Origin of the sequence: Frigoribacterium sp. 2-23, assembly GCF_049601585.1 — a bacterium.
In the GTDB taxonomy this organism is placed as follows: domain Bacteria; phylum Actinomycetota; class Actinomycetes; order Actinomycetales; family Microbacteriaceae; genus Frigoribacterium.
In genome coordinates, this window is sequence record NZ_CP187126.1 from 1650772 (window position 1) to 1670314 (window position 19543).

Genomic DNA, 19543 nt, shown 5'->3' on the forward strand with positions numbered 1-19543 from the left:
TCCCCCTCGAACTGGAGAAGCCATGCAGCTCACCACCCGTACCGTGACCGCGATCGGCCTGGTCGTCGTCACGGCCGCCGCCCTCACCGCCTGCAGCGGCGGCAGTGGATCGTCGTCGGCACCGCAGGCCGTCTCGACCGGCGCCAGCGTCGACCTGTCCGGCGTCTGCCCCGCCACCGTCGTCATCCAGACCGACTGGAACCCCGAGTCCGAGCACGGCCACGCCTATCAGCTGCTCGGCCAGGACTACACCGTCGACGCGGGTCAGAAGTCGGTCACGAGCGACCTGATGGCCGGCGGCAAGCCGACCGGCGTCAAGGTGGAGATCCGAGCGGGCGGCCCCGCCATCGGCTTCGCCTCGGTCAGCTCGCAGATGTACCAGGACAAGGACATCACGCTCGGCTACGTCACGACCGACGAGGCCGTCCAGAACAGCGAGAAGCTGCCCACGACGGCGGTGTTCGCCGAGAACGACATCTCGCCGCAGATGATCATGTGGGATTCGAAGACCTACCCCGACGTCAAGACCATCAAGGAGCTGGGCTCGGCCCTCGCCGACGACGGCGGCGTCGTGCGCTACTTCGGCGGGTCCGCGTACATGGACTACCTGACGGGCAACGACATCCTGCCGAAGAGCGTCGTCGACGGCAGCTACGACGGCACCCCCTCGAAGTTCGTCGTGGCCAAGGGCAAGGACGCACAGCAGGGCTTCGCGACCGCCGAGCCCTACATCTACAAGAACCAGGTCTCCGCCTGGGGCAAGGACGTCTCGTACCAGCTCGTCAACGACACGGGCTACCCGATCTACCCCGAGGCCATGTCGGTGCGGAGCGGCGACCTCGAGAAGCTGACCCCGTGCCTGGAGAAGCTCGTGCCCGTGCTGCAGCAGGCCGACGTCGACTTCTTCGCCTCGCCCGAGGCCACGAACGAGAAGATCGTCGACCTCGTGAACCAGTACAACACCGGCTGGGTCTACGACAAGGACGTCGCCGCGTTCGCCACCGAGCAGATGAAGAAGCTGAAGATCGCGACCGACGGCGACAACGGCTACGTCGGCGACATGAACGACGAGCGCATGCAGAAGATCATCGACATCGACACACCGATCTTCGCCGCGACCGGGACGGCGGTGAAGGCGGGCCTCACACCGGCCGACCTCTACACCAACAAGTTCCTGGACGACTCGATCAGCCTGGGATTCTGAGCATGACGACGAACAGCGCGACCGCCGTGCCGGTCGCCCCGACCGCGCTCGCGGCGCTCGAGGCCGACCTCCGGGCCGCCCTCGGCGACCGGGCGGTCTCGGTCGAGCTGGCCGCCCGCGAACGCGCCTCGCTCGACGGGTCACGGCTGTCACCCGTGATCAGCGAGCAGCTCCCGCTCGGGCTCGCCGATCTCGTGGCCCTCCCGTCGACGGCCGAGGAGATCGCGGTCGTCGTCGGGCTCGCCGTCCGGCACGGCGTGCCGATCACCCCGCGCGGCAAGGGTACGGGCAACTACGGCCAGGCCATCCCGATGGCGGGCGGGCTCGTCCTCGACACGACGCGGGCCAGAGCCATCGTCGACGTCGGCGACGGCGTCATCACGGCCGAGGCGGGCGCCACCATGGTGGCGCTCGAGCAGGCGGCCGCCAAGACGGGGCAGCAGATCCTGATGTACCCGTCGACGGCCCAGTCGACCATCGGAGGGTTCCTCTCGGGCGGCTCGGGCGGGACCGGCTCGATCAAGCACGGCTCGAACAGCGGCGGCTTCGTCGCGGCCCTCGACGTCGTCCACGCGACACCCGACGCCCGACTCGAACACGTCGAGGGTGCCGAGGCCCAGCCCTACGTCCACAACTACGGCACGGCCGGCATCATCGCGCGCGCCACGGTCCGGCTCGAACCGCTCCAGGACTGGCGCGGGTTCTTCGCCAGCTTCGACACGTTCGAGCAGGCACTCTCGCTGATCCGCCCGTTCGCCGCCCTCGAACCGACGCCCCGGCTCGTCTCGGCCGACCTGCCCACCCTCGCCGACGCCCTGCCCGACGACCCGGGCATCCCGCCCGGCCGGGTCTCGCTGAGGGGCATCCTCGACGTCGCCACGGTCGACGAGGCCACCCGTCTCGTCGAGGCGGCGGGCGGTCGGGTCGAGGACGTCCGCGAGGGCGCCCAGACCTCGATGAAGATCAGCATGATGTCGTACAACCACCCCATCGAGTGGCTGCAGAAGGCCTACCCCGACACGTACTTCCACGTCGAGGTGTCCGGCGACGCGCTCGTCGACCGCATCGACGAGGTGCACGCGGTCTACCCGGGCGGCATGCTGCACATCGAGTCGCAGCACGGACGACCGATCGGCATGCTCGCCGGCGTCTACGAGTCGGCGGAGGCCGTCTACGCCGGGTTCGAGAAGCTCACGGCCCTCGGCGTCGGATTCCACAACCCGCACCAGTGGTTCGTCGACTTCGAGCCGGAGCGCACCGCGGCCCTCGCCGCCACCACCGACCCGGACGGGCTGCTCAACCCGGGCAAGCTCGTCGCCGGTGCACCCCTGTCGACGGGGGCGAAGGTCTCATGAGCCCGTCCCGCGATCTGATCGAGCTGTCGGGGCCCGCCGCCGCGGCCGCCCTGACGGAGGACAGCATCCTCGTGCTGCCGACCGGCGCCATCGAGCACCACGGCCCGCACCTGCCGCTCGCGACCGACTGGCTGATGGCCGATCTGATCGGCCGCGCCGTCGTCGAGACGGCCGCGGCCGAGGGGCAGGACGTCTGGCTGCTGCCCTCCCTCGCCTACACGAAGTCCGACGAGCACCACTGGGCACCCGGCACCCTCTGGTTGAACGCCGACACCCTGCTGCAGACCGTCGTCGACATCGGCCGCTCCCTGCAGTCGACGCCGGCCCGCACGCTCGTGTTCTACAACGGGCACGGCGGCAACATCGCGTTGCTGCAGGTGGCGCTGCGCGAGCTCCGGCGCCGATTCGGTCTCCGCACGTTCTTGATGGGTACCGGCATGGCTGCGGGAGACGGGGTCAACGGGCCCGACGAACAGGGTTTCGGCGTGCACGGCGGACACAGCGAGACGTCGATGATCCTGCACCTCCGGCCCGACCTCGTCGACCTGTCGAAGGCCGAGCGCTGGATACCCGACCACATGGCCGGTCTCGAGCACATCCGCTTCAACGGCGGCCCCGTGCACTTCGGCTGGCTGAGCGACGACTTCGGCCCGGCCGGCGTCGTCGGCGACGCCTCCGAGGCGAACGCGGCCTGGGGCGCCGAGCTCTACGAGACGGCGGTGGCGAACGGCGTCGCGGCGCTCGCCGAGATCGCCGCCTTCCGGCACCGGCCGCCGACCCGGCCGGTCGGCTTCGCTCCGTGACGGACGGCACCCCACCTCGCGAGACCACCGAGGAGGCGCGGCGCGAGCCGATCCCGGACGCCGCGTGGCGCCTCCTGGTCGCCTGGTTGCCCGCCGCCGACGACGTCGACCGACCGCAGATGCAGCTCGCGACGGTCGACGCCGACGGGCGACCCGACGCCCGGACCGTCCTGATGACGTCGTTCGACCGGCACGGTCTCTCGTTCCACACGGACGCCACGAGCCGCAAGGCCGTCCAGCTCGTCGCGAACCCGGCCGTGGCGCTCGTCGTGCTGTGGCCGGGGTTCACCCGCCAGCTCACGGTGCAGGGCACGGCGGAGCCGGCGCCGGCCGACGAGACGCTCGCCGCGTTCGAGGCGCGCTCGCCGTACCTCCGGCAGCTGGCCTGGCAGAACACGCACGAGTTCGCCGCCCTGCCGGTCGGGGAGCGCCGCCGTCGGTGGGCCGAGTTCGCCGAGACCCACGACGACGCTCTCGGGCCACCGCCGACGTGGGCCGGGTTCGTCGTCCGACCGAGGCGCCTCACGTTCTGGCAGAGCGCACCCGACACGGCGAGTCGTCGCGACGAGTGGTCGCTCGGGCAGGCCGGCTGGTCGCACGGGGCACTCGCCGGATAGCGTTCCCTTGACCGATCGTTCGGGTCGGGCAGGTATCTTGACATCGAGACATCTCGTGTCGAGACGCCTCGTGTCGAGACCCGGTGCCGCGCGCCCTCGAGCGCCCGCACCGGACCGCGTGCAAACAAGGGAGTACCGCCAGCATGGCCAAGATCATCTACACGCTCACCGACGAGGCGCCGCTGCTCGCGACGCACTCGTTCCTGCCCATCGTCCAGTCCTTCGCCAAGAAGGCCGGCGTCGAGGTCGAGACGCGGGACATCTCGCTGGCCGGCCGCGTCATCGCGCAGTTCCCCGAGCGGCTCAGTGACGAGCAGCGCGTGGACGACGCCCTCGCCGAGCTCGGCGAGCTCGCCAAGTCGCCCGAGGCGAACATCATCAAGCTGCCGAACATCTCGGCGTCCATCCCCCAGCTCAAGGCCACCATCGCCGAGCTGCAGGGCAAGGGCTACGACCTGCCCGACTACCCCGACGAGCCCACGACCGACGCCGACCGCGACGTCCGCGCCCGCTACGACCGCGTCAAGGGCAGCGCCGTCAACCCCGTCCTGCGCGAGGGCAACTCCGACCGACGCGCACCCGCCAGCGTCAAGCAGTACGCCCGCAAGCACCCGCACCGCATGGGCGCGTGGTCGGCCGACTCGAAGACGACCGTCGCCACGATGGGCGAGAATGACTTCCGGGCGAACGAGAAGTCGGTCGTCCTCCCCGCCGACGACACGCTGCGCATCGAGTTCACGGCCGCCGACGGCACCGTGACGGTGCTGCGCGAGTCGCTCCCCGTGCTGGCCGGCGAGGTCGTCGACGCCACCGTCATGCGCGTCGACGCTCTGCGCACCTTCCTGGCCGCGCAGATCGAGCGGGCGAAGACCGACGGCGTGCTGTTCTCGGTGCACCTCAAGGCGACGATGATGAAGGTCTCCGACCCGATCATGTTCGGCCAGGTCATCCGGGTCTTCTTCGCGGACGTCTTCGAGCGCTACGGCGCCGAGCTGCAGGCGGCGGGCCTCAACCCCAACGACGGCCTCAACGGCATCTTCCAGGGGCTCGCCTCGATCGCCGACGGCACCGAGATTCGTGCCGCGTTCGACCGTGCCATCGCGGCCGGCCCCGACCTCGCCATGGTCGACTCCGACAAGGGCATCACCAACCTGCACGTGCCGAGCGATGTCATCGTCGACGCGTCGATGCCGGCCATGATCCGCACGTCGGGTCACATGTGGGGCGCCGACGGCGGCGAGCACGACACGCTCGCCGTTATCCCCGACTCGAGCTACGCGGGCATCTATCAGACCGTCGTCGACGACTGCCGCGTGAACGGCGCGTTCGATCCCGCCACGATGGGCTCGGTGCCGAACGTCGGTTTGATGGCCCAGGCGGCCGAGGAGTACGGCTCGCACGACAAGACCTTCCAGATGACGGCCGACGGCGTCGTCCGTGTCGTCGACTCGTCGGGGGCGACCTTGATCGAGCACGAGGTCTCGGCCGGTGACATCTGGCGCGCGTGCCAGACCAAGGACGTCCCCATCCGCGACTGGGTGAAGCTGGCCGTCACCCGCGCCCGCGCCACCGGCTCCCCCGCCGTGTTCTGGCTCGACGAGACCCGTGCCCACGACCGCGTGCTGATCGAGCTCGTGACCCGCTACCTCGGCGACCACGACACCGACGGGCTGCAGATCGAGATCATGTCCCCGGTCGACGCCATGACGTTCTCGCTCGAGCGCATCCGCCGCGGCGAGGACACGATCTCGGTGACGGGCAACGTGCTCCGCGACTACCTCACCGATCTCTTCCCGATCATGGAGCTCGGCACCTCGGCCAAGATGCTCTCGGTCGTGCCGCTGATCAACGGGGGCGGCCTCTTCGAGACCGGTGCGGGTGGCTCCGCACCGAAGCACGTGCAGCAGCTGGTGGAGAAGAACTACCTCCGCTGGGACAGCCTCGGCGAATTCCTGGCCCTGGCCGTCAGCTTCGAGCACCTCGCCACGAGCACGGGCAACACCCGCGCCCAGGTGCTCGCCGACACGCTCGACCAGGCGACCGGCCGGTTCCTCGACGACAACCGTTCGCCGGGGCGCGCCATCGGTACGATCGACAACCGCGGCAGCCACTTCTACCTCGCCAAGTACTGGGCGGAGGCCCTCGCGGCCCAGACGAGCGACGCCGGCCTGGCCGCCGACTTCACGGCCCTCTCGGCCCGCCTCGACGCCGACGAGCAGACGATCGTCGACGAGCTGATCGCCGTCCAGGGGAGGCCCGTCGACGTCGGCGGCTACTACCGACTCGACGAGGCGAAGGTGGGCGCCGTGATGCGTCCGTCGACGACGTTGAACGAGACGCTGGCCTCGCTCTAGAGTTCCAGCCCGGTCGGGTCTCCGGCTCCTCGGACGGCCGGGTGGCGCTTCGGCGCCCCCGGTCGTCCGTCTGTCGGGGGCTCGACGTACCCTCGGCCCATGACGACGACTGACGGCGATCCGCCGCTCCCTGCGGACACCTGCCGCGTCCCGTCGTGTGACCGCGCCCTCCCCCCGGCCGCGCCCGTGCCCCTGTGCGATCGTCACCTCGAGGTGGCCCACGACTGGGTCGCCGAGGCGGCAGGCGTGACGGACCTCCTCCCGTCACCGTGCCTCCTCTGCGCCTCCCGTCTCGGTGTCCGGTACCCGTCGGGCTGGCTCTGCGCGGTCTGCGAATGGAGGCACGGCGAGGTCCCCGATGTCGATCTCGCGCCTCCCCGCGTCGACGTCGTCTACTACATCCGCTTCGACGACCGGGTGAAGATCGGCACGACCGCGAACCCGCATCAGCGGCTGGGCCGGCTGTGGCACGACCAGCTGCTCGCGTTCGAACGCGGCGGGCGCGCCGTCGAGCGACGACGCCACGAGCAGTTCGCCGCCCAGCGGTTCGGTCGCACCGAGTGGTTCTCCGCCGATCGCGCCGTACTCGACCACGCCACCGCACTGGCCTCCGGCCAGCCCGAACCGTGGCAGCTTCACGCACGCTGGGTCAGCGAGGCGATCGCCCTGCGCTCGTGAACCGTATGACGACGGCTGGCCGTCAGCGCAGATAGGCGTCCACCATCAGCGGACCCCTGATGTCGCGCAGCACGTCGATCAGACGCGTGACGGTCGTGTTCGTCGCCCCGGCCGACAGCAGGTCGTACGGGCCGAGCGCCTGCAGCTTGCCGCCGCGCAGCCGGACGACCTCCCACCCCGCGGCGCGGAGGGCGCGGTCCTTCCGACGATCGGCGGCCTCGCGCCGCCCCACGTGCTCGAGGCCGTGCCGGCCGATGCTGTCGTACTCGATCGCGACTCGCAGGTCGGACAGCACGATGTCGGGCCAGGCCTCGACGTGGTCGAAGAACGGCGCACCGAGACGGATCGCGTTCAGACCGGGGGTGAAGTCGAGTCGCGCGGCCAGGCGCTGCCGGATGTCGGCTTCCACGGCCGAGGCCGGCTTCGGGGCGCAGGCGCTCGCGAACGGCTCGCCCGTCGGCAGGCGCGGGGTCTTCGGGCAGACCGTCGTCCCCGCCGTCGTGGCTCGGGCTACGGGCTGCCGCACGGGCTGTGATCCGGGGGCCCGCCCGACGGCCGGCTCGACCGGCGTCGGCGGCCGGGGCGTCTGCGGCCGGGGCGTCTGCGGCTTCGCAAGGGCGGCACAGTCGGGGCACCACGACGATCGGCGCCGCTCCCGTCCGGGCCGGGAGCGCTGTTCGGCCGGTGTCGCGACGAAGACGTGCCCCACGTCGCACTGCCAACACAGCCACACCTCGGCCATCGGCGGGATCTGCGTGAGAAGCACGCCCGCGTTGAGATCGGGGTGGTACTGCCGCACCAGCACGGGATAGACGGCCCAGGCCTCGCGATACGTGCCGACGGCGTAGGGCACGTCGGCACCGCGCGACCATCGACGTCGCGCCCACCATCTCTCGATCGGCTCCGGCACGAGCGCACGCTACGACGAGCCACCGACATCGCCCGGCCACCGACGACGCGCAGCTACCGACGACGCCCGGCCGACACACGGCGTCATCCGGGAATCATGCGTGCGCATCGGGGGTTAGGGTCGGAGGTCCGCCCGATCCGGGCATCCCTCGTCGCCCGCTCACGGGCGTCCCCTCCACAGCCCGACCCAGAAAGCCCCGCCGTGAAGCTCACCTCGCACCGCACCTCCCGCCGTCTCCGTCCCCGCGGCCTCGTCGCCGTCGGCCTCGCCGTCGCCTCGGTCGCCGTCCTGGCCGCCTGCGCGCCGGCCTCGACGGACGGCGTCGTGAGCGCCCCGAGCGGGTCCTCCTCGGCGGCTCCCGACAGCGGGACGACCCTGGCGGACGTGCAGAAGGCGGGCAAGCTCGTCATCGGCACGGAGGGCACCTACAAGCCGTTCTCGTTCCACGCCGACGGCTCGGGCCAGCTCACGGGCTACGACATCGACGTCGTGACGGCGGTCGCCGAGAAGCTCGGCGTCACGCCCGAGTTCCAGGAGACCCAGTGGGACGCGATCTTCGCCGGTCTCGACGCGGGCCGGTTCGACCTCATCGCGAACCAGGTGTCGATCAACCCGGAGCGTCAGGCGAAGTACGACTTCTCGACGCCGTACACGGTCAGCCACGGCGTCGTGATCGTCCCGGCGTCGAACACCGACATCACGTCGCTCGCGTCCCTGTCGGGCAAGACCACCGCGCAGTCGCAGTCCAGCAACTGGTACCAGACCGCGAAGGACGCCGGCGCGACCGTGCAGGTCGTCGACGGCTGGGCCCAGTCGATCGCGCTGCTGGAGCAGGGTCGCATCGACGCCACCGTCAACGACGAGCTGACCTTCCTCGACTACCAGAAGACCGACCCGAGCGCGGCCGCGGCCGTGAAGGTCGGCGCCACGACGGACGACGTGTCCGAGAGCGCCTTCACGGCGGTCAAGGGCTCCGACTCGCTGATCAAGGCCATCGACCAGGCCCTCGCCGAGCTGAAGGCCGACGGGACGCTGGCGTCGATCTCGGACAAGTACTTCGGCAGCGACGTCAGCGAGTAGCCGGTGCAGTCGTCGGTCGACCTGTTCTGGCGGTCCCTCTGGCCCATCGTGTCGGGTGCGATCGTCGCCTCGATCCCGCTCGCGCTGGCCTCGATGGCGATCGGCCTCGTCATCGCGCTCGTCGTGGCCCTCATGCGGCTGTCGTCGACGCGCTGGCTGCGCTGGCCCGCCCGGTTCTTCACGTCCGTGGTGCGCGGGACACCCCTGCTCGTCCAGCTGTTCGTCGTGTTCTACGGTCTGCCGTCGATCGGCATCAAGCTCGACCCGTGGCCGAGCGCCATCATCGCATTCTCGTTGAACGTCGGCGGCTATGCGGCCGAGGTCATCCGGGCCGCCATCCAGTCGGTGCCCAAGGGCCAATGGGAGGCGGCGCACACGGTGGGCATGTCGCGGGGACTCGCCCTGCGCCGGGTCATCCTGCCCCAGGCGGCCCGGGTCTCGGTGCCGCCGCTCTCGAACACGTTCATCAGCCTCGTCAAGGACACGTCCCTGGCCTCGTTGATCCTCGTGACCGAGCTGTTCCGTCAGGCGCAGCAGATCGCGACGGTGTCGAACCAGTTCATGCTGCTGTACCTCGAGGCGGCCCTCGTGTACTGGGTGATCTGCCTCGTCCTGTCGACCGGACAGGGGTTCCTGGAGAAGAGATTGGACCGCCATGTCGCCCACTGACCCGACGGGCGCGCCCGACGCGGGCGGAGCGCCCGACCCGACCCGCGCCTCCTCGGCTCGTCCGTCCGCCGCGACGGGCGAGTCCGTGCTGTCGGTGCGCGGCCTCACCAAGTCGTTCGGCGGCACGGCCGTGTTGCAGGGCATCGACCTCGATGTCGCACGCGGGCGGGTCGTCGCCATCATCGGGCCGTCCGGCTCGGGCAAGACGACCGTGCTGCGATCCCTGAACAGTCTCGAGGTGCCCGACGGAGGCACCGTGACGCTCTCGACCGGTCAGACCCTCGACTTCGGCGGCCGCGTCTCGCGACGCGAGCTGCTGATCCTGCGCGACCGGTCGTCGATGGTGTTCCAGCACTTCAACCTGTTCCCGCACATGACGGTGCTGCAGAACGTCGTCGAGGGGCCGATCCGCGTGCAGCGGCGCGACCCCGAGGAGGCGCGGGCCGAGGCGCGTGCGCTCCTCGCCCGGGTGGGCCTCGAGTCCAAGGCCGACGCCTACCCGTCCGAGCTGTCGGGCGGCCAGCAGCAGCGCGTCGGCATCGTCCGTGCCCTGGCGCTCCGCCCCGAGCTGCTGCTGTTCGACGAGCCGACGTCCGCGCTCGACCCCGAGCTGGTCGGCGACGTGCTCACGGTCGTGAAGGAGCTCGCCGACGAGGGCTGGACGATGATCGTCGTCACGCACGAGCTCGAGTTCGCCCGTCGGGTCGCCGACGAGGTCGTGTTCATGGACGCCGGCGTCGTCGTCGAGCGCGGCACACCGGCCGACGTGCTGAACGCGCCGCGGCAGCCCCGGACGCAGCAGTTCCTGAGGCGCGTGCTGAGGCCGCTCGACGAGTAGCCGGGGCCCCTCGACGATCGATCGCGCGGAGCCCTGGGCACCCCGAACCGGAGCCCTGGCCACCCCGAACCGGGGCCCGGGCACACCGAACCGGGGCTCCGCGCCGCGATTCGGCGGGGAGGACCCCTCGCGACAAGCTACCGTTTGCCTATGAGCACTGACACGAATGCCCCGATCGAGGCGGACACCGCCGACACCGTGACTGCGTTTGCGGATCTGGGGCTGAGTGAACCCGTCCTCAAGGCCGTCCGCGACATCGGATACGAGACCCCATCCGCCATCCAGGCGGCCACCATCCCCACCCTCCTCTCCGGTCGCGACGTCGTCGGCCTCGCCCAGACCGGCACCGGCAAGACGGCGGCGTTCGCGCTGCCGATCCTGTCCCGCCTCGACGTCTCGGCCAAGAAGCCGCAGGCGCTCGTCCTCTCCCCCACGCGCGAGCTCGCGCTGCAGGTCTGCGAGGCCTTCGAGCAGTACGCGGCGCACCTCCGCGGCGTCCACGTGCTGCCCGTCTACGGCGGCCAGGCGTACGGCGTGCAGCTGTCCGCCCTGCGTCGCGGCGTGCACGTCGTCGTCGGGACGCCCGGCCGCATCATGGACCACCTCGCCAAGGGCACGCTCGACCTGAGCGAGCTGAAGTACCTCGTGCTCGACGAGGCCGACGAGATGCTCAAGATGGGCTTCGCCGAGGACGTGGAGACGATCCTCGCCGACACCCCCGACGACAAGCAGGTCGCGCTGTTCTCGGCCACGATGCCGGCGCAGATCCGCCGCATCTCGAAGCAGTACCTCAACGACGCGGAAGAGATCACGGTCAAGCAGAAGACCACGACGTCGGTCAACACCACGCAGCGCTACCTGATGGTGTCGTACCCGCAGAAGGTCGACGCCCTGACGCGCATCCTCGAGGTCGAGAACTTCGAGGGCATGATCATCTTCGTCCGCACCAAGAGCGAGACCGAGACCCTCGCCGAGAAGCTGCGCGCCCGCGGCTACACCGCGGCCGCGATCAGCGGCGACGTGGCCCAGGCCCAGCGCGAGCGCACGGTCAACCAGCTCAAGAGCGGCAAACTCGACATCCTCGTCGCGACCGACGTCGCGGCCCGCGGTCTCGACGTCGACCGCATCACGCACGTCGTCAACTACGACATCCCGATCGACACCGAGTCCTACGTGCACCGCATCGGCCGGACCGGTCGCGCGGGCCGGAGCGGCGCGGCGATCAGCTTCGTCACGCCGCGCGAGCGCCGTCTGCTCGGCGCCATCGAGAAGGCGACGCGCCAGCCGCTCACCCAGATGCAGCTGCCGTCGGTCGACGACGTCAACGTGACGCGGCTCGCCCGCTTCGACGACGCCATCACGGCCGCGCTGTCGCAGCAGGACCGCATCTCGGCGTTCCGCGACATCGTCGGGCACTACGTCGAGCACCACGACGTCCCCGAGGCGGACGTCGCCGCGGCCCTCGCCGTCGTGGCCCAGGGCGACACCCCGCTGCTGCTCGACCCCGCGAACGAGGTCCGTCCGCCGCGCGCCGATCGTGACGACCGTGGCGCGCGCGACGACCGTTCGAGCCGCGAGGGTCAGGGCGAACGTCGCGAACGCGGCCCCCGCACGTCGAAGCCGATGTCGCCCTACCGCATCGAGGTCGGCCGTCGTCAGCGCGTCGAGCCCCGCCAGATCGTGGGCGCGCTGGCCAACGAGGGCGGGCTGAGCCGTGACGACTTCGGTGCGATCCAGATCCGACCCGACTTCTCGATCGTCGAGTTGCCGGCCGACATGTCCCCTGACGTGCTCGACCGCCTCAGCGACACCCGCATCAGCGGCAAGCTGATCGAGATCCGCCCCGACCGCCGCAGCGGCGGTGCCCGGGCCGACCGCGGCGACCGGCCCGACCGGGGCGGCGACCGCTTCGACAAGGGGTCGCGACCGCCGCGTAAGCCGCGCTACTAGCCGACCCGCGCCTCCGGCGCTTCGGACCTCACCGGTAGATCGACGTCCGGCTCTCGACGCAGACACGCTCTGCGTCGGGGTCGGGCGTCGTCGTGTCGCCTAGCCGGTCACGCGGCGGACGATGCGCTCCAGGGCGTGCACGGTGAGGTCGACCGATTCGACGTCGATGCGTTCGTCCGTGCTGTGGATGAGCCGGCGGAAGTCCTCGTGGTGCCAGCGGTCGGACAGCAGCCCGAAACCGTAGGTGGGCACGCCGAGGGCGCGGAAGAACCGGCCGTCCGAGCCTCCGGGTGCGACCACCGGCACGGCGGCGGCCTGCGGGTACGCGACCGTGACGGCCTCGGACAGGGCGCGGAACAGCCGCGTGTCGAGCGCGGACCGACTGGCGGGCTGGTCGTCGGCCGACGGGAGCCGGTCCACCCGCGCGCGGTCCCCGAGCGGCGCGATCGCGGCGCGCAGCAGGCGGTCGACGTCGTCGCCGGTCACGCCGGGCAGGGTCCGGACGTCGAGCTGCACCTCGGCGTACGACGGGATCACGTTGATCTTGTCGCCCCCCGCGATGATGTCGGGCGCGATGGTGGTGTGGGTGACCGCGTGCGCGAGGCCGGCCAATCCGCCCATCGCAGGCAGCGCCTCCTCGAGGCGGGCGGGCTCGACGAGGGCGGCCCGCACGTCGTCCGGCAGGTCGAGCGCCGCCACGTACTGCGGCCAGAGATCGTCGACGACGGCGGGGTTCGGGTGCGCGACGATCCGCAGGACGGCGTCCGCGGCCGTCACGACCGCGTTGGACGATCCGTACGGCGTCGAGGCGTGACGGGGGTGGCCGGTCGTGACGACGCGCCGTGAGGCGAGGCCCTTCTCCCCCACCGTGACGGTGACGCCGCGCACCGCGCCGTCGACGGCCAGCGGCACACCGCCCGACTCGGTCAGGACGCCGTCCGCGGCGATGAGCTCGGGGCGGTTCTCGACGAGCCATCGTGCCCCGAGGCGCCCGCCCGCCTCTTCGTCGGCCACCGCGGCGAAGACCACGTCTCCGGCCAGGCGCGTCCCGTCGGTGGCGAGCTTCTTGATGACCGCGGCATACGACGCCGTCAGGTGCAGCATGTCGAGCGCACCACGCCCCCAGACCACGCCGTCGACGAGGTCGGCCGCGAACGGGTCGTGCGACCACTCGCCGTGGACCGGCACGACGTCGAGATGGCCCATCAGCAGCAACGACGGCGCGGCCGGGTCGTGCCCCTTCAGCCGGACGACGAGGGAGGTGCGCCCCGGCAACGGCTCGACGACCTCGCCCACGAGGCCGCTGCCGTGCAGGTAGCGCTCGATGACGGCGACAGCGCGGTGCTCCTGGCCCGACGCCGGGCTGCCGTCGTTCACGCAGGAGGCGCGGATCAGGTCCCGCAGGAGGTCGACGGTCTCGGTCGTGAGTGGGTCGTGCATCCGCCCACTGTATTGACCGGTCGCCGCCTCGGCGCGACGCCATTTGTTGTCAAGTCGAACTTTCTGCGCGAGGTGCGCGACATCGACGGCCGAGGTCTGAGAGGGTGGACGGTATCCACGACCCCCGCGTCGAGAGAGAGACGATGACGTCCCGTTCCACTCCCGCCCTCCGCGTCGCCCTCATCGGCACCGCGTTCATGGGCCGTGCCCATTCGCACGCCTGGCGCACGGCACCGAGGTTCTTCGACCTCCCCCTCCGGCCCGAGACGACCCTGCTGGTCGGCCGGGACCCGGACCGCACCCGGGACGCCGCGGACACGCTCGGCTGGGCGGAATGGGCCACCGACTGGCGCGAGGCCGTCGCTCGCGACGACATCGACCTGATCGACATCTGCGTGCCCGGCGACGTCCATGCCGAGATCGCGATCGCGGCGCTCGAGGCGGGCAAGAACGTCCTCTGCGAGAAGCCCCTGGCCCGCACCGTCGAGGAGGCGGCGCGCATGACGGCCGCCGCCGAGGCCGCATCAGCTCGCGGTGTCGTCGCCCTGTGCGGCTTCAGCTACCGGCGCACCCCGGCGCTGGCGCTCGCCCGACGCTTCGTGTCCGAGGGCCGTCTCGGCACGATCCGACACATCCGCGCGCAGTATCTGCAGGACTGGCTGTCGAGCGAGGACGCCCCCTACACCTGGCGTCTCGACCGGGAGACGGCGGGCTCGGGCGCTCTCGGCGACATCGGGGCGCACAGCATCGACCTGGCGCAGTGGGTCTCCGGGCACGAGATCACGGCCGTGTCGGCGCAGCTCCGCACCTTCGTCGGCGACCGCCCGGTGCCCGATCCGCGGCGCGCGGGCGACCAGCAGAGTCTCGGCGGCACGGCCGCGGCCGACGCGCCCCGGCGCCCCGTCACGGTCGACGACGCCGCGGCGTTCACGGCGACCTTCGACGGCGGCGCCCTCGGCGTCTTCGAGTCGACCCGCATGGCCCTCGGGCATCGCAACGCGAACCGACTCGAGGTCAACGGCGACCTCGGGTCGATCGCGTTCGACTTCGAGCGCATGAACGAGCTCGAGTACTACGACGGGCGGGAGACGCGTGCCGTGGGGGCGGAGTCGGACGGGGCGGTCTCCGCCGGGGCGGTCGACGACCAGGCCCAGGGCTTCCGGCGCATCCAGGTCACCGATCCCGGGCACCCCTACGTCGACGCGTGGTGGCCGACCGGGCACGGACTCGGCTACGAGCACGTCTTCACGCACCAGGTGGTCGATCTCGTCCGTGCCATCGCCGACGGGACGCAACCCCGTCCCTCCTTCTCCGATGCCTTGGCCGTGCAGAAGGTGCTCGACGCCGTCGAGCGCAGCGCGGCCGACCGCTCGGTGCTCACGCCGGTCGAGGGCTCGCCCGCTTCGACCGGGTCAGCGGTTCGGACCGCTTCGACCGACAGGACACTCCTATGACCCCGACGGCACTCGTCGTGCGCGGCGGCTGGGACGGCCACGAACCCGTCGCGGCCACCGAGCTCTTCCTGCCCTTCCTTCGCGACCACGGCTACGACGTGCGGGTGGAGGGGTCGACCGACGTCTACGCCGACGCCGATGCCATGGCGGCGACCGACTTGATCGTGCAATCGGTGACGATGTCCGAGATCTCGTCCGAGCAGCTCGCCGGCCTGATGGCGGCGGTCGAGGCGGGTACCGGTTTGACCGGCTGGCACGGAGGCATCGCCGACTCGTTCCGGGCGAGCAGCGACTACCTGCAGCTCGTCGGCGGGCAGTTCGCGACCCATCCCGGTCGTGAGCCGGAGCGACGCGTCGGCGACCAGACCGATAACTACCTGCCGTACACCGTCGAGATCACCGACCTCGGTCGCGAGCACCCGATCACGGCCGGCCTCGAGTCCTTCGACCTCGACACCGAGCAGTACTGGGTGTTGCACGACGATCTGATCGACGTGCTCGCGACCACGACGCATCCATCGCAGCCGTGGCAGCCGTGGCATCGCCCGGTCACGTCGCCGGTGGTCTGGACCCGGTCGTGGGGCGCCGGCCGCATCGTGGTCTCGACTCCGGGCCACAGCGTCGAGGTGCTGAAGAACGCGTCCGTCCGCACCATCGTCGAGAGGGGAATGCTGTGGGCGACCCGCACGGCGTAGCGATCATCGGTCTCGGGGTCATCTCCCGCGCCTACCTGTCCACCATCGGTCGACACCCGGCGATCCGCCTCGTGGGCGTCGCCGACCTCGATCGCGAGCGGTCCGAGTCGGTCGCGGCCGAGTTCGACACCACGGCGATGAGCGTCGACGAGGCCCTCGAGCACCCCGACGTCGAGACCGTGTTGAACCTCACCATCCCGGCGGCCCATGCCGAGATCGCCCTCGCGGCCATCGAGGCGGGCAAGGACGTCTACGGCGAGAAACCCCTCACGCGCACGCTGGACGAGGCGGACGCGGTGCTCCGGGCTGCTGCGGCGGCGGGCGCGCGCGTCGGCAGCGCGCCCGACACGGTGCTCGGCACGGGCATCCAAACGGCTCGGTCCGCGGTCGATGCCGGCCTCATCGGTGTGCCGGTGTCGGCGACCGCGAGCTGGTCGGCGCCGGGTCACGAGCGGTGGCACCCGAACCCCGACTTCTACTACCAGAGCGGCGGGGGCCCGCTGCTCGACATGGGGCCGTACTACGTGACGTCGCTCGTGCACCTGCTCGGACCGGTCGTGTCCGTCCAGGGCGCGTCGAGCCGGCCGCACGCGAGCCGGACGATCGCGTCGGGGCCGCGCGCCGGCACGTCGATCCCCGTCGACGTCGACACGCACGTGACCGGAGTGCTGCAGCACGCGTCGGGCGCGCTCTCGGCGATCACCATGAGCTTCGACGCGGTCCGGTCGACGGCCGCGCCGATCGAGGTGCACGGCAGCCTGGCCTCGCTGGTCGTCCCCGACCCGAACACGTTCTCCGGCGACGTCCGCCTGTTCGAGCTCGGTGCCGACGACTGGCGCACCCTTCCGCCGACAGCCGGCTACGAGGACGCGGCCCGTGGCGTCGGCCTCCTCGACTTCGTCACGCCCGGCGCCGACGGTCGTCGACCCGAGGAGGCGCGGGCCGGCGGCCGCCTCGCCCGCCACGTGCTCGAGATCATGACGCGTCTGCTCGACTCGGCCGCGGACGGTCGCCGAGAGCGCATCGCGTCGTCCGTCGAGCGCCCGCCGCTCGTCCCGTTGACGCCCGCGTCCCAGTGGGCCGGAGGCGCCTCCGGGCGCGGCTGACCGCGTCACGCCGCACGATACGCAGAAGGCCCCGGTCGAGCCGGGGCCTTCTGCGGACGTCGGCGGATCAGACCGTGATCGACTGACCGTCGTCGAGGGTCGTCAGCTCGATGTCGGTGAGCTGCTCGCTGTACTGCGCGAACATGCCACGACCGGGCTCGCTCAGCATGAGGTCGTGGATCTGCACCGCGCGGGTGGGGTGCACGGCGCGGATGAACTCGACGAGCTCGCTGAGCTTCGCCCAGGGGCCCGAGGTGGGCACGAGAAGCGTCTGCACGGCGACGTCCGGCACGAAGTAGGCGTCGCCCGGGTGGTACACGGAGCCGTTCACGACGTAGCCCACGTTCGTCGGCGACGGGACGTCGGGGTGGATCTCGGCGTGCTGCCCGCCGACGACGGCGATGTCGAAGCCCGCGGCCTGGAACGTGTCGCCGGGCGAGACGGCGGTCACCCGGCCGTCGTGCGCGCCGAGGTCGTCGGCGACCGAGGCCGGAGCCCACACGCGCAGCTCGGGACGGTTCTCGAGTGCCTCGGTGAGGAGGCTCGGGTCGACGTGGTCGGGGTGGTCGTGGGTGATGAGCACGGCCGTCGTCGCGGCGATCAGCTCGGCGGAGTTCGGCGTGTAGGCGCCCGGGTCGATCACGAGGGTGTCGTCACCGTCCGTCAGGACGACGGTGGCATGGGTGTACTTGGTGAGTTCCATGACCCCGTTCTACCCCGCCGTCATGTCAGTCGGTCCACAGAGGCCGTGCCTGCCCGGAGGCGGTCGCGAGGCCGAGCCCATCGAGGACGTATCGGCTCTCCGTGATGCCGAATTCGGGCCACGAGACCACGATCTCGAGTCGACCATCCGGGGGCAGGGGCCACGCCCAGAGGTGCGCCGTCGTCGTGTAGAGCGAGTCGTCGCCGGAGCCGCCCCGTTCGGCCAGGACGAGCGATGCCTCCTCCGGTGTCTCCGCGATGTCGTGTCGGAACCCGAGACCGGGTTCCGTCACGGCCTTGGTCCCGTCGTCGAGGACGACGCCGAACCGGATGCCGCGGTTCGGATCGGCTACCGGTGGACCCCAGCGCCCGCCCTCGAACCGGTTCATCAGGGCGCCCCAGTCGCGTCGCCCCTGACCTCGGTTGCGGAGGAGCCAGTGCACCTCGAGTTGGAGGCCCGTGCGGTAGACGGCGAGCCCGCTGATCGTCACGGCCACGTCGTCGGTCGAGGCGAGGACGGCCGAGATTCCGATCCGGCCCGGGAGCCACCCCGACGGAGGCGCGGCCCACTCGGGAGCGACGTACGGCTCGGACACGTCGTCGTCATCGGGCTGCGTCACCTCGGGAAAGAACGTCATGCGTCACTTCACCATCCGCCGCAGTCTGACGGCAAGAGAACCCGGGAGGAAAGAAGCGGGGCCCCGGATCACCGGGGCCCCGCTCTTCATGTTCTGGTGGGCGATACCGGACTCGAACCGATGACCTCTTCCGTGTGAAGGAAGCGCGCTACCAACTGCGCCAATCGCCCCTGAATGGGACTCGTCGATACTAGTGGATCGAGGCGCCGCGACGCCATTCGACACGGGGAGGCGCGGTGCAACGACCACCTCGCTGGCGGGCGGACAGGCTCCCGCAAGACACGAACATGTCTCAATTTGTTTTCCGTCAGGCGTATGGGTATTGTTCTTTTGCACGCAGAAATGCGAGTAACGCGGATGTGGCGCAGTGGTAGCGCATCACCTTGCCAAGGTGAGGGTCGCGAGTTCGAATCTCGTCATCCGCTCGAGTGTAAAGCTCACCAGAGAGGTAGTCCACCGACTGGTGGCTCCTCTCTGGGGAGTCACTCGACACGGTGGAGTGGCCGAGAGGCGAGGCACCGGCCTGCAAAGCCGTTCACGCGGGTTCAAATCCCGTCTCCACCTCCACTCGATTCAGACTCTGGTCTACAATCGATGGCACAACTGAATAAGCATGAGCGATTGGCGCAGCGGTAGCGCGCTTCCCTGACACGGAAGAGGTCGCTGGTTCGATCCCAGTATCGCTCACAGAGAGAAAGCCCCCGGTATCCACCGGGGGCTTTTTGCTGTCCCTCCCCCGCCCTCGTGTCGCGTTCGCGACATGCTGTCGCGTCCGAACGGCACACGACGCCGCGAACCCGACACGACACCCGGCCCGAGCCGCGACCGCAGCGCGACGGTCGTCGCCTGCGGCGCCGCGCCTCCTTGGAGGCCGTCGGCCGGTCGCCCGGCGGTCGTGTCGCGTTCGCGACATGCTGTCGCGTCCGAACGGCACACGACGCCACGAACGCGACACGACGCCCGGCCCGAGCCGCGGCACGAGGGGCTGTGCCCCACCGTGTTGCGTTCGCTACATCGTGTCGCGTCCGTACGGCACGATGCCGCGACGTG

Annotated in this window: 17 protein-coding genes and 4 tRNA genes; 16 read left to right on the top strand and 5 right to left on the bottom strand. The window is 70.8% G+C overall.

Going from position 1 to position 19543, the window contains the following annotated elements; all coding sequences use genetic code 11:
- Positions 1–22: 22 nt before the first annotated feature.
- The 6 genes from ACPEEZ_RS07795 to ACPEEZ_RS07820 all read left to right on the top strand — a co-directional run bounded on the left by ACPEEZ_RS07795 (position 23) and on the right by ACPEEZ_RS07820 (position 7011).
- Positions 23–1204, top strand: coding sequence for an ABC transporter substrate-binding protein (locus tag ACPEEZ_RS07795; RefSeq protein WP_423917122.1), 1182 nt, complete (start codon positions 23–25; stop codon positions 1202–1204).
- A 2-nt stretch (positions 1205–1206) separates the two neighbouring features.
- The gene (locus tag ACPEEZ_RS07800; RefSeq protein ID WP_423917125.1) at positions 1207–2559 is read left to right on the top strand and encodes an FAD-binding oxidoreductase; all 1353 of its coding nucleotides are present in this window, start codon (positions 1207–1209) and stop codon (positions 2557–2559) included.
- Positions 2556–3362 carry a creatininase family protein gene (locus tag ACPEEZ_RS07805; RefSeq protein ID WP_423917128.1) on the top strand — a complete coding sequence of 269 codons (807 nt, stop codon included), beginning with the start codon at positions 2556–2558 and terminating at the stop codon, positions 3360–3362. The genes ACPEEZ_RS07800 and ACPEEZ_RS07805 overlap by 4 nt, the downstream gene beginning before the upstream one ends.
- A complete protein-coding gene (locus ACPEEZ_RS07810; protein ID WP_423917130.1) occupies positions 3359–3979 on the top strand; it encodes a pyridoxine/pyridoxamine 5'-phosphate oxidase in 621 nt (206 codons plus the stop codon). Before ACPEEZ_RS07805 ends, ACPEEZ_RS07810 begins: the two co-directional genes overlap by 4 nt.
- Positions 3980–4122: 143 nt before the next feature.
- Positions 4123–6333: an NADP-dependent isocitrate dehydrogenase gene (locus ACPEEZ_RS07815; protein ID WP_423917132.1), complete on the top strand. Its 2211-nt coding sequence runs from the start codon at positions 4123–4125 to the stop codon at positions 6331–6333.
- A 99-nt stretch (positions 6334–6432) separates the two neighbouring features.
- Positions 6433–7011, top strand: coding sequence for a GIY-YIG nuclease family protein (locus ACPEEZ_RS07820; protein ID WP_423917135.1), 579 nt, complete (start codon positions 6433–6435; stop codon positions 7009–7011).
- Between the two features lie 22 nt (positions 7012–7033).
- On the opposite strand, the gene ACPEEZ_RS07825 is transcribed toward ACPEEZ_RS07820, so the two are convergent.
- Complete coding sequence (locus ACPEEZ_RS07825) at positions 7034–7921, bottom strand: hypothetical protein (RefSeq protein WP_423917138.1); 888 nt, start codon at positions 7919–7921, stop codon at positions 7034–7036.
- 201 nt (positions 7922–8122) lie between these two features.
- Here ACPEEZ_RS07825 and ACPEEZ_RS07830 point away from each other — a divergent pair, with 201 nt between their 5' ends.
- From ACPEEZ_RS07830 to ACPEEZ_RS07845, 4 genes are all read left to right on the top strand, one after another.
- The gene (locus tag ACPEEZ_RS07830; protein ID WP_423917141.1) at positions 8123–9001 is read left to right on the top strand and encodes an amino acid ABC transporter substrate-binding protein; all 879 of its coding nucleotides are present in this window, start codon (positions 8123–8125) and stop codon (positions 8999–9001) included.
- Between the two features lie 3 nt (positions 9002–9004).
- The gene (locus ACPEEZ_RS07835) at positions 9005–9670 is read left to right on the top strand and encodes an amino acid ABC transporter permease (RefSeq protein WP_423917144.1); all 666 of its coding nucleotides are present in this window, start codon (positions 9005–9007) and stop codon (positions 9668–9670) included.
- Complete coding sequence (locus ACPEEZ_RS07840; protein WP_423917147.1) at positions 9657–10508, top strand: amino acid ABC transporter ATP-binding protein; 852 nt, start codon at positions 9657–9659, stop codon at positions 10506–10508. The genes ACPEEZ_RS07835 and ACPEEZ_RS07840 overlap by 14 nt, the downstream gene beginning before the upstream one ends.
- Positions 10509–10658: 150 nt before the next feature.
- The gene (locus ACPEEZ_RS07845) at positions 10659–12458 is read left to right on the top strand and encodes a DEAD/DEAH box helicase (protein ID WP_423917149.1); all 1800 of its coding nucleotides are present in this window, start codon (positions 10659–10661) and stop codon (positions 12456–12458) included.
- 99 nt (positions 12459–12557) lie between these two features.
- Here the strand turns inward: ACPEEZ_RS07845 and ACPEEZ_RS07850 are convergent, their stop codons facing one another.
- Positions 12558–13898, bottom strand: coding sequence for a M20/M25/M40 family metallo-hydrolase (locus tag ACPEEZ_RS07850; RefSeq protein ID WP_423917152.1), 1341 nt, complete (start codon positions 13896–13898; stop codon positions 12558–12560).
- Positions 13899–14041: 143 nt separating this feature from the next.
- On the opposite strand from ACPEEZ_RS07850, the gene ACPEEZ_RS07855 reads away from it, so the two are divergent.
- From ACPEEZ_RS07855 to ACPEEZ_RS07865, 3 genes are read left to right on the top strand one after another with little or no spacing between them, the layout of a single operon-like run.
- Complete coding sequence (locus tag ACPEEZ_RS07855; protein WP_423917154.1) at positions 14042–15352, top strand: Gfo/Idh/MocA family protein; 1311 nt, start codon at positions 14042–14044, stop codon at positions 15350–15352.
- Complete coding sequence (locus tag ACPEEZ_RS07860; RefSeq protein WP_423917157.1) at positions 15349–16047, top strand: ThuA domain-containing protein; 699 nt, start codon at positions 15349–15351, stop codon at positions 16045–16047. Before ACPEEZ_RS07855 ends, ACPEEZ_RS07860 begins: the two co-directional genes overlap by 4 nt.
- Positions 16026–17153: a Gfo/Idh/MocA family protein gene (locus ACPEEZ_RS07865; RefSeq protein ID WP_423917159.1), complete on the top strand. Its 1128-nt coding sequence runs from the start codon at positions 16026–16028 to the stop codon at positions 17151–17153. Before ACPEEZ_RS07860 ends, ACPEEZ_RS07865 begins: the two co-directional genes overlap by 22 nt.
- A gap of 67 nt (positions 17154–17220) precedes the next feature.
- Here ACPEEZ_RS07865 and ACPEEZ_RS07870 read toward each other — a convergent pair whose 3' ends face one another.
- The 3 genes from ACPEEZ_RS07870 to ACPEEZ_RS07880 form a co-directional block, all read right to left on the bottom strand.
- Complete coding sequence (locus ACPEEZ_RS07870; RefSeq protein WP_423917162.1) at positions 17221–17856, bottom strand: MBL fold metallo-hydrolase; 636 nt, start codon at positions 17854–17856, stop codon at positions 17221–17223.
- A 25-nt stretch (positions 17857–17881) separates the two neighbouring features.
- Positions 17882–18493, bottom strand: a complete 612-nt coding sequence (locus tag ACPEEZ_RS07875) for a hypothetical protein (protein WP_423917165.1) — start codon at positions 18491–18493, stop codon at positions 17882–17884.
- Positions 18494–18587: 94 nt separating this feature from the next.
- A tRNA-Val gene (locus tag ACPEEZ_RS07880) sits at positions 18588–18663 on the bottom strand.
- A gap of 183 nt (positions 18664–18846) precedes the next feature.
- Here ACPEEZ_RS07880 and ACPEEZ_RS07885 point away from each other — a divergent pair.
- The 3 genes from ACPEEZ_RS07885 to ACPEEZ_RS07895 all read left to right on the top strand — a co-directional run bounded on the left by ACPEEZ_RS07885 (position 18847) and on the right by ACPEEZ_RS07895 (position 19180).
- Positions 18847–18918, top strand: a tRNA-Gly gene (locus tag ACPEEZ_RS07885).
- Positions 18919–18986: 68 nt separating this feature from the next.
- Positions 18987–19060 (top strand) — tRNA-Cys (locus tag ACPEEZ_RS07890).
- 48 nt (positions 19061–19108) lie between these two features.
- Positions 19109–19180, top strand: a tRNA-Val gene (locus ACPEEZ_RS07895).
- Positions 19181–19543 lie beyond the last annotated feature (363 nt).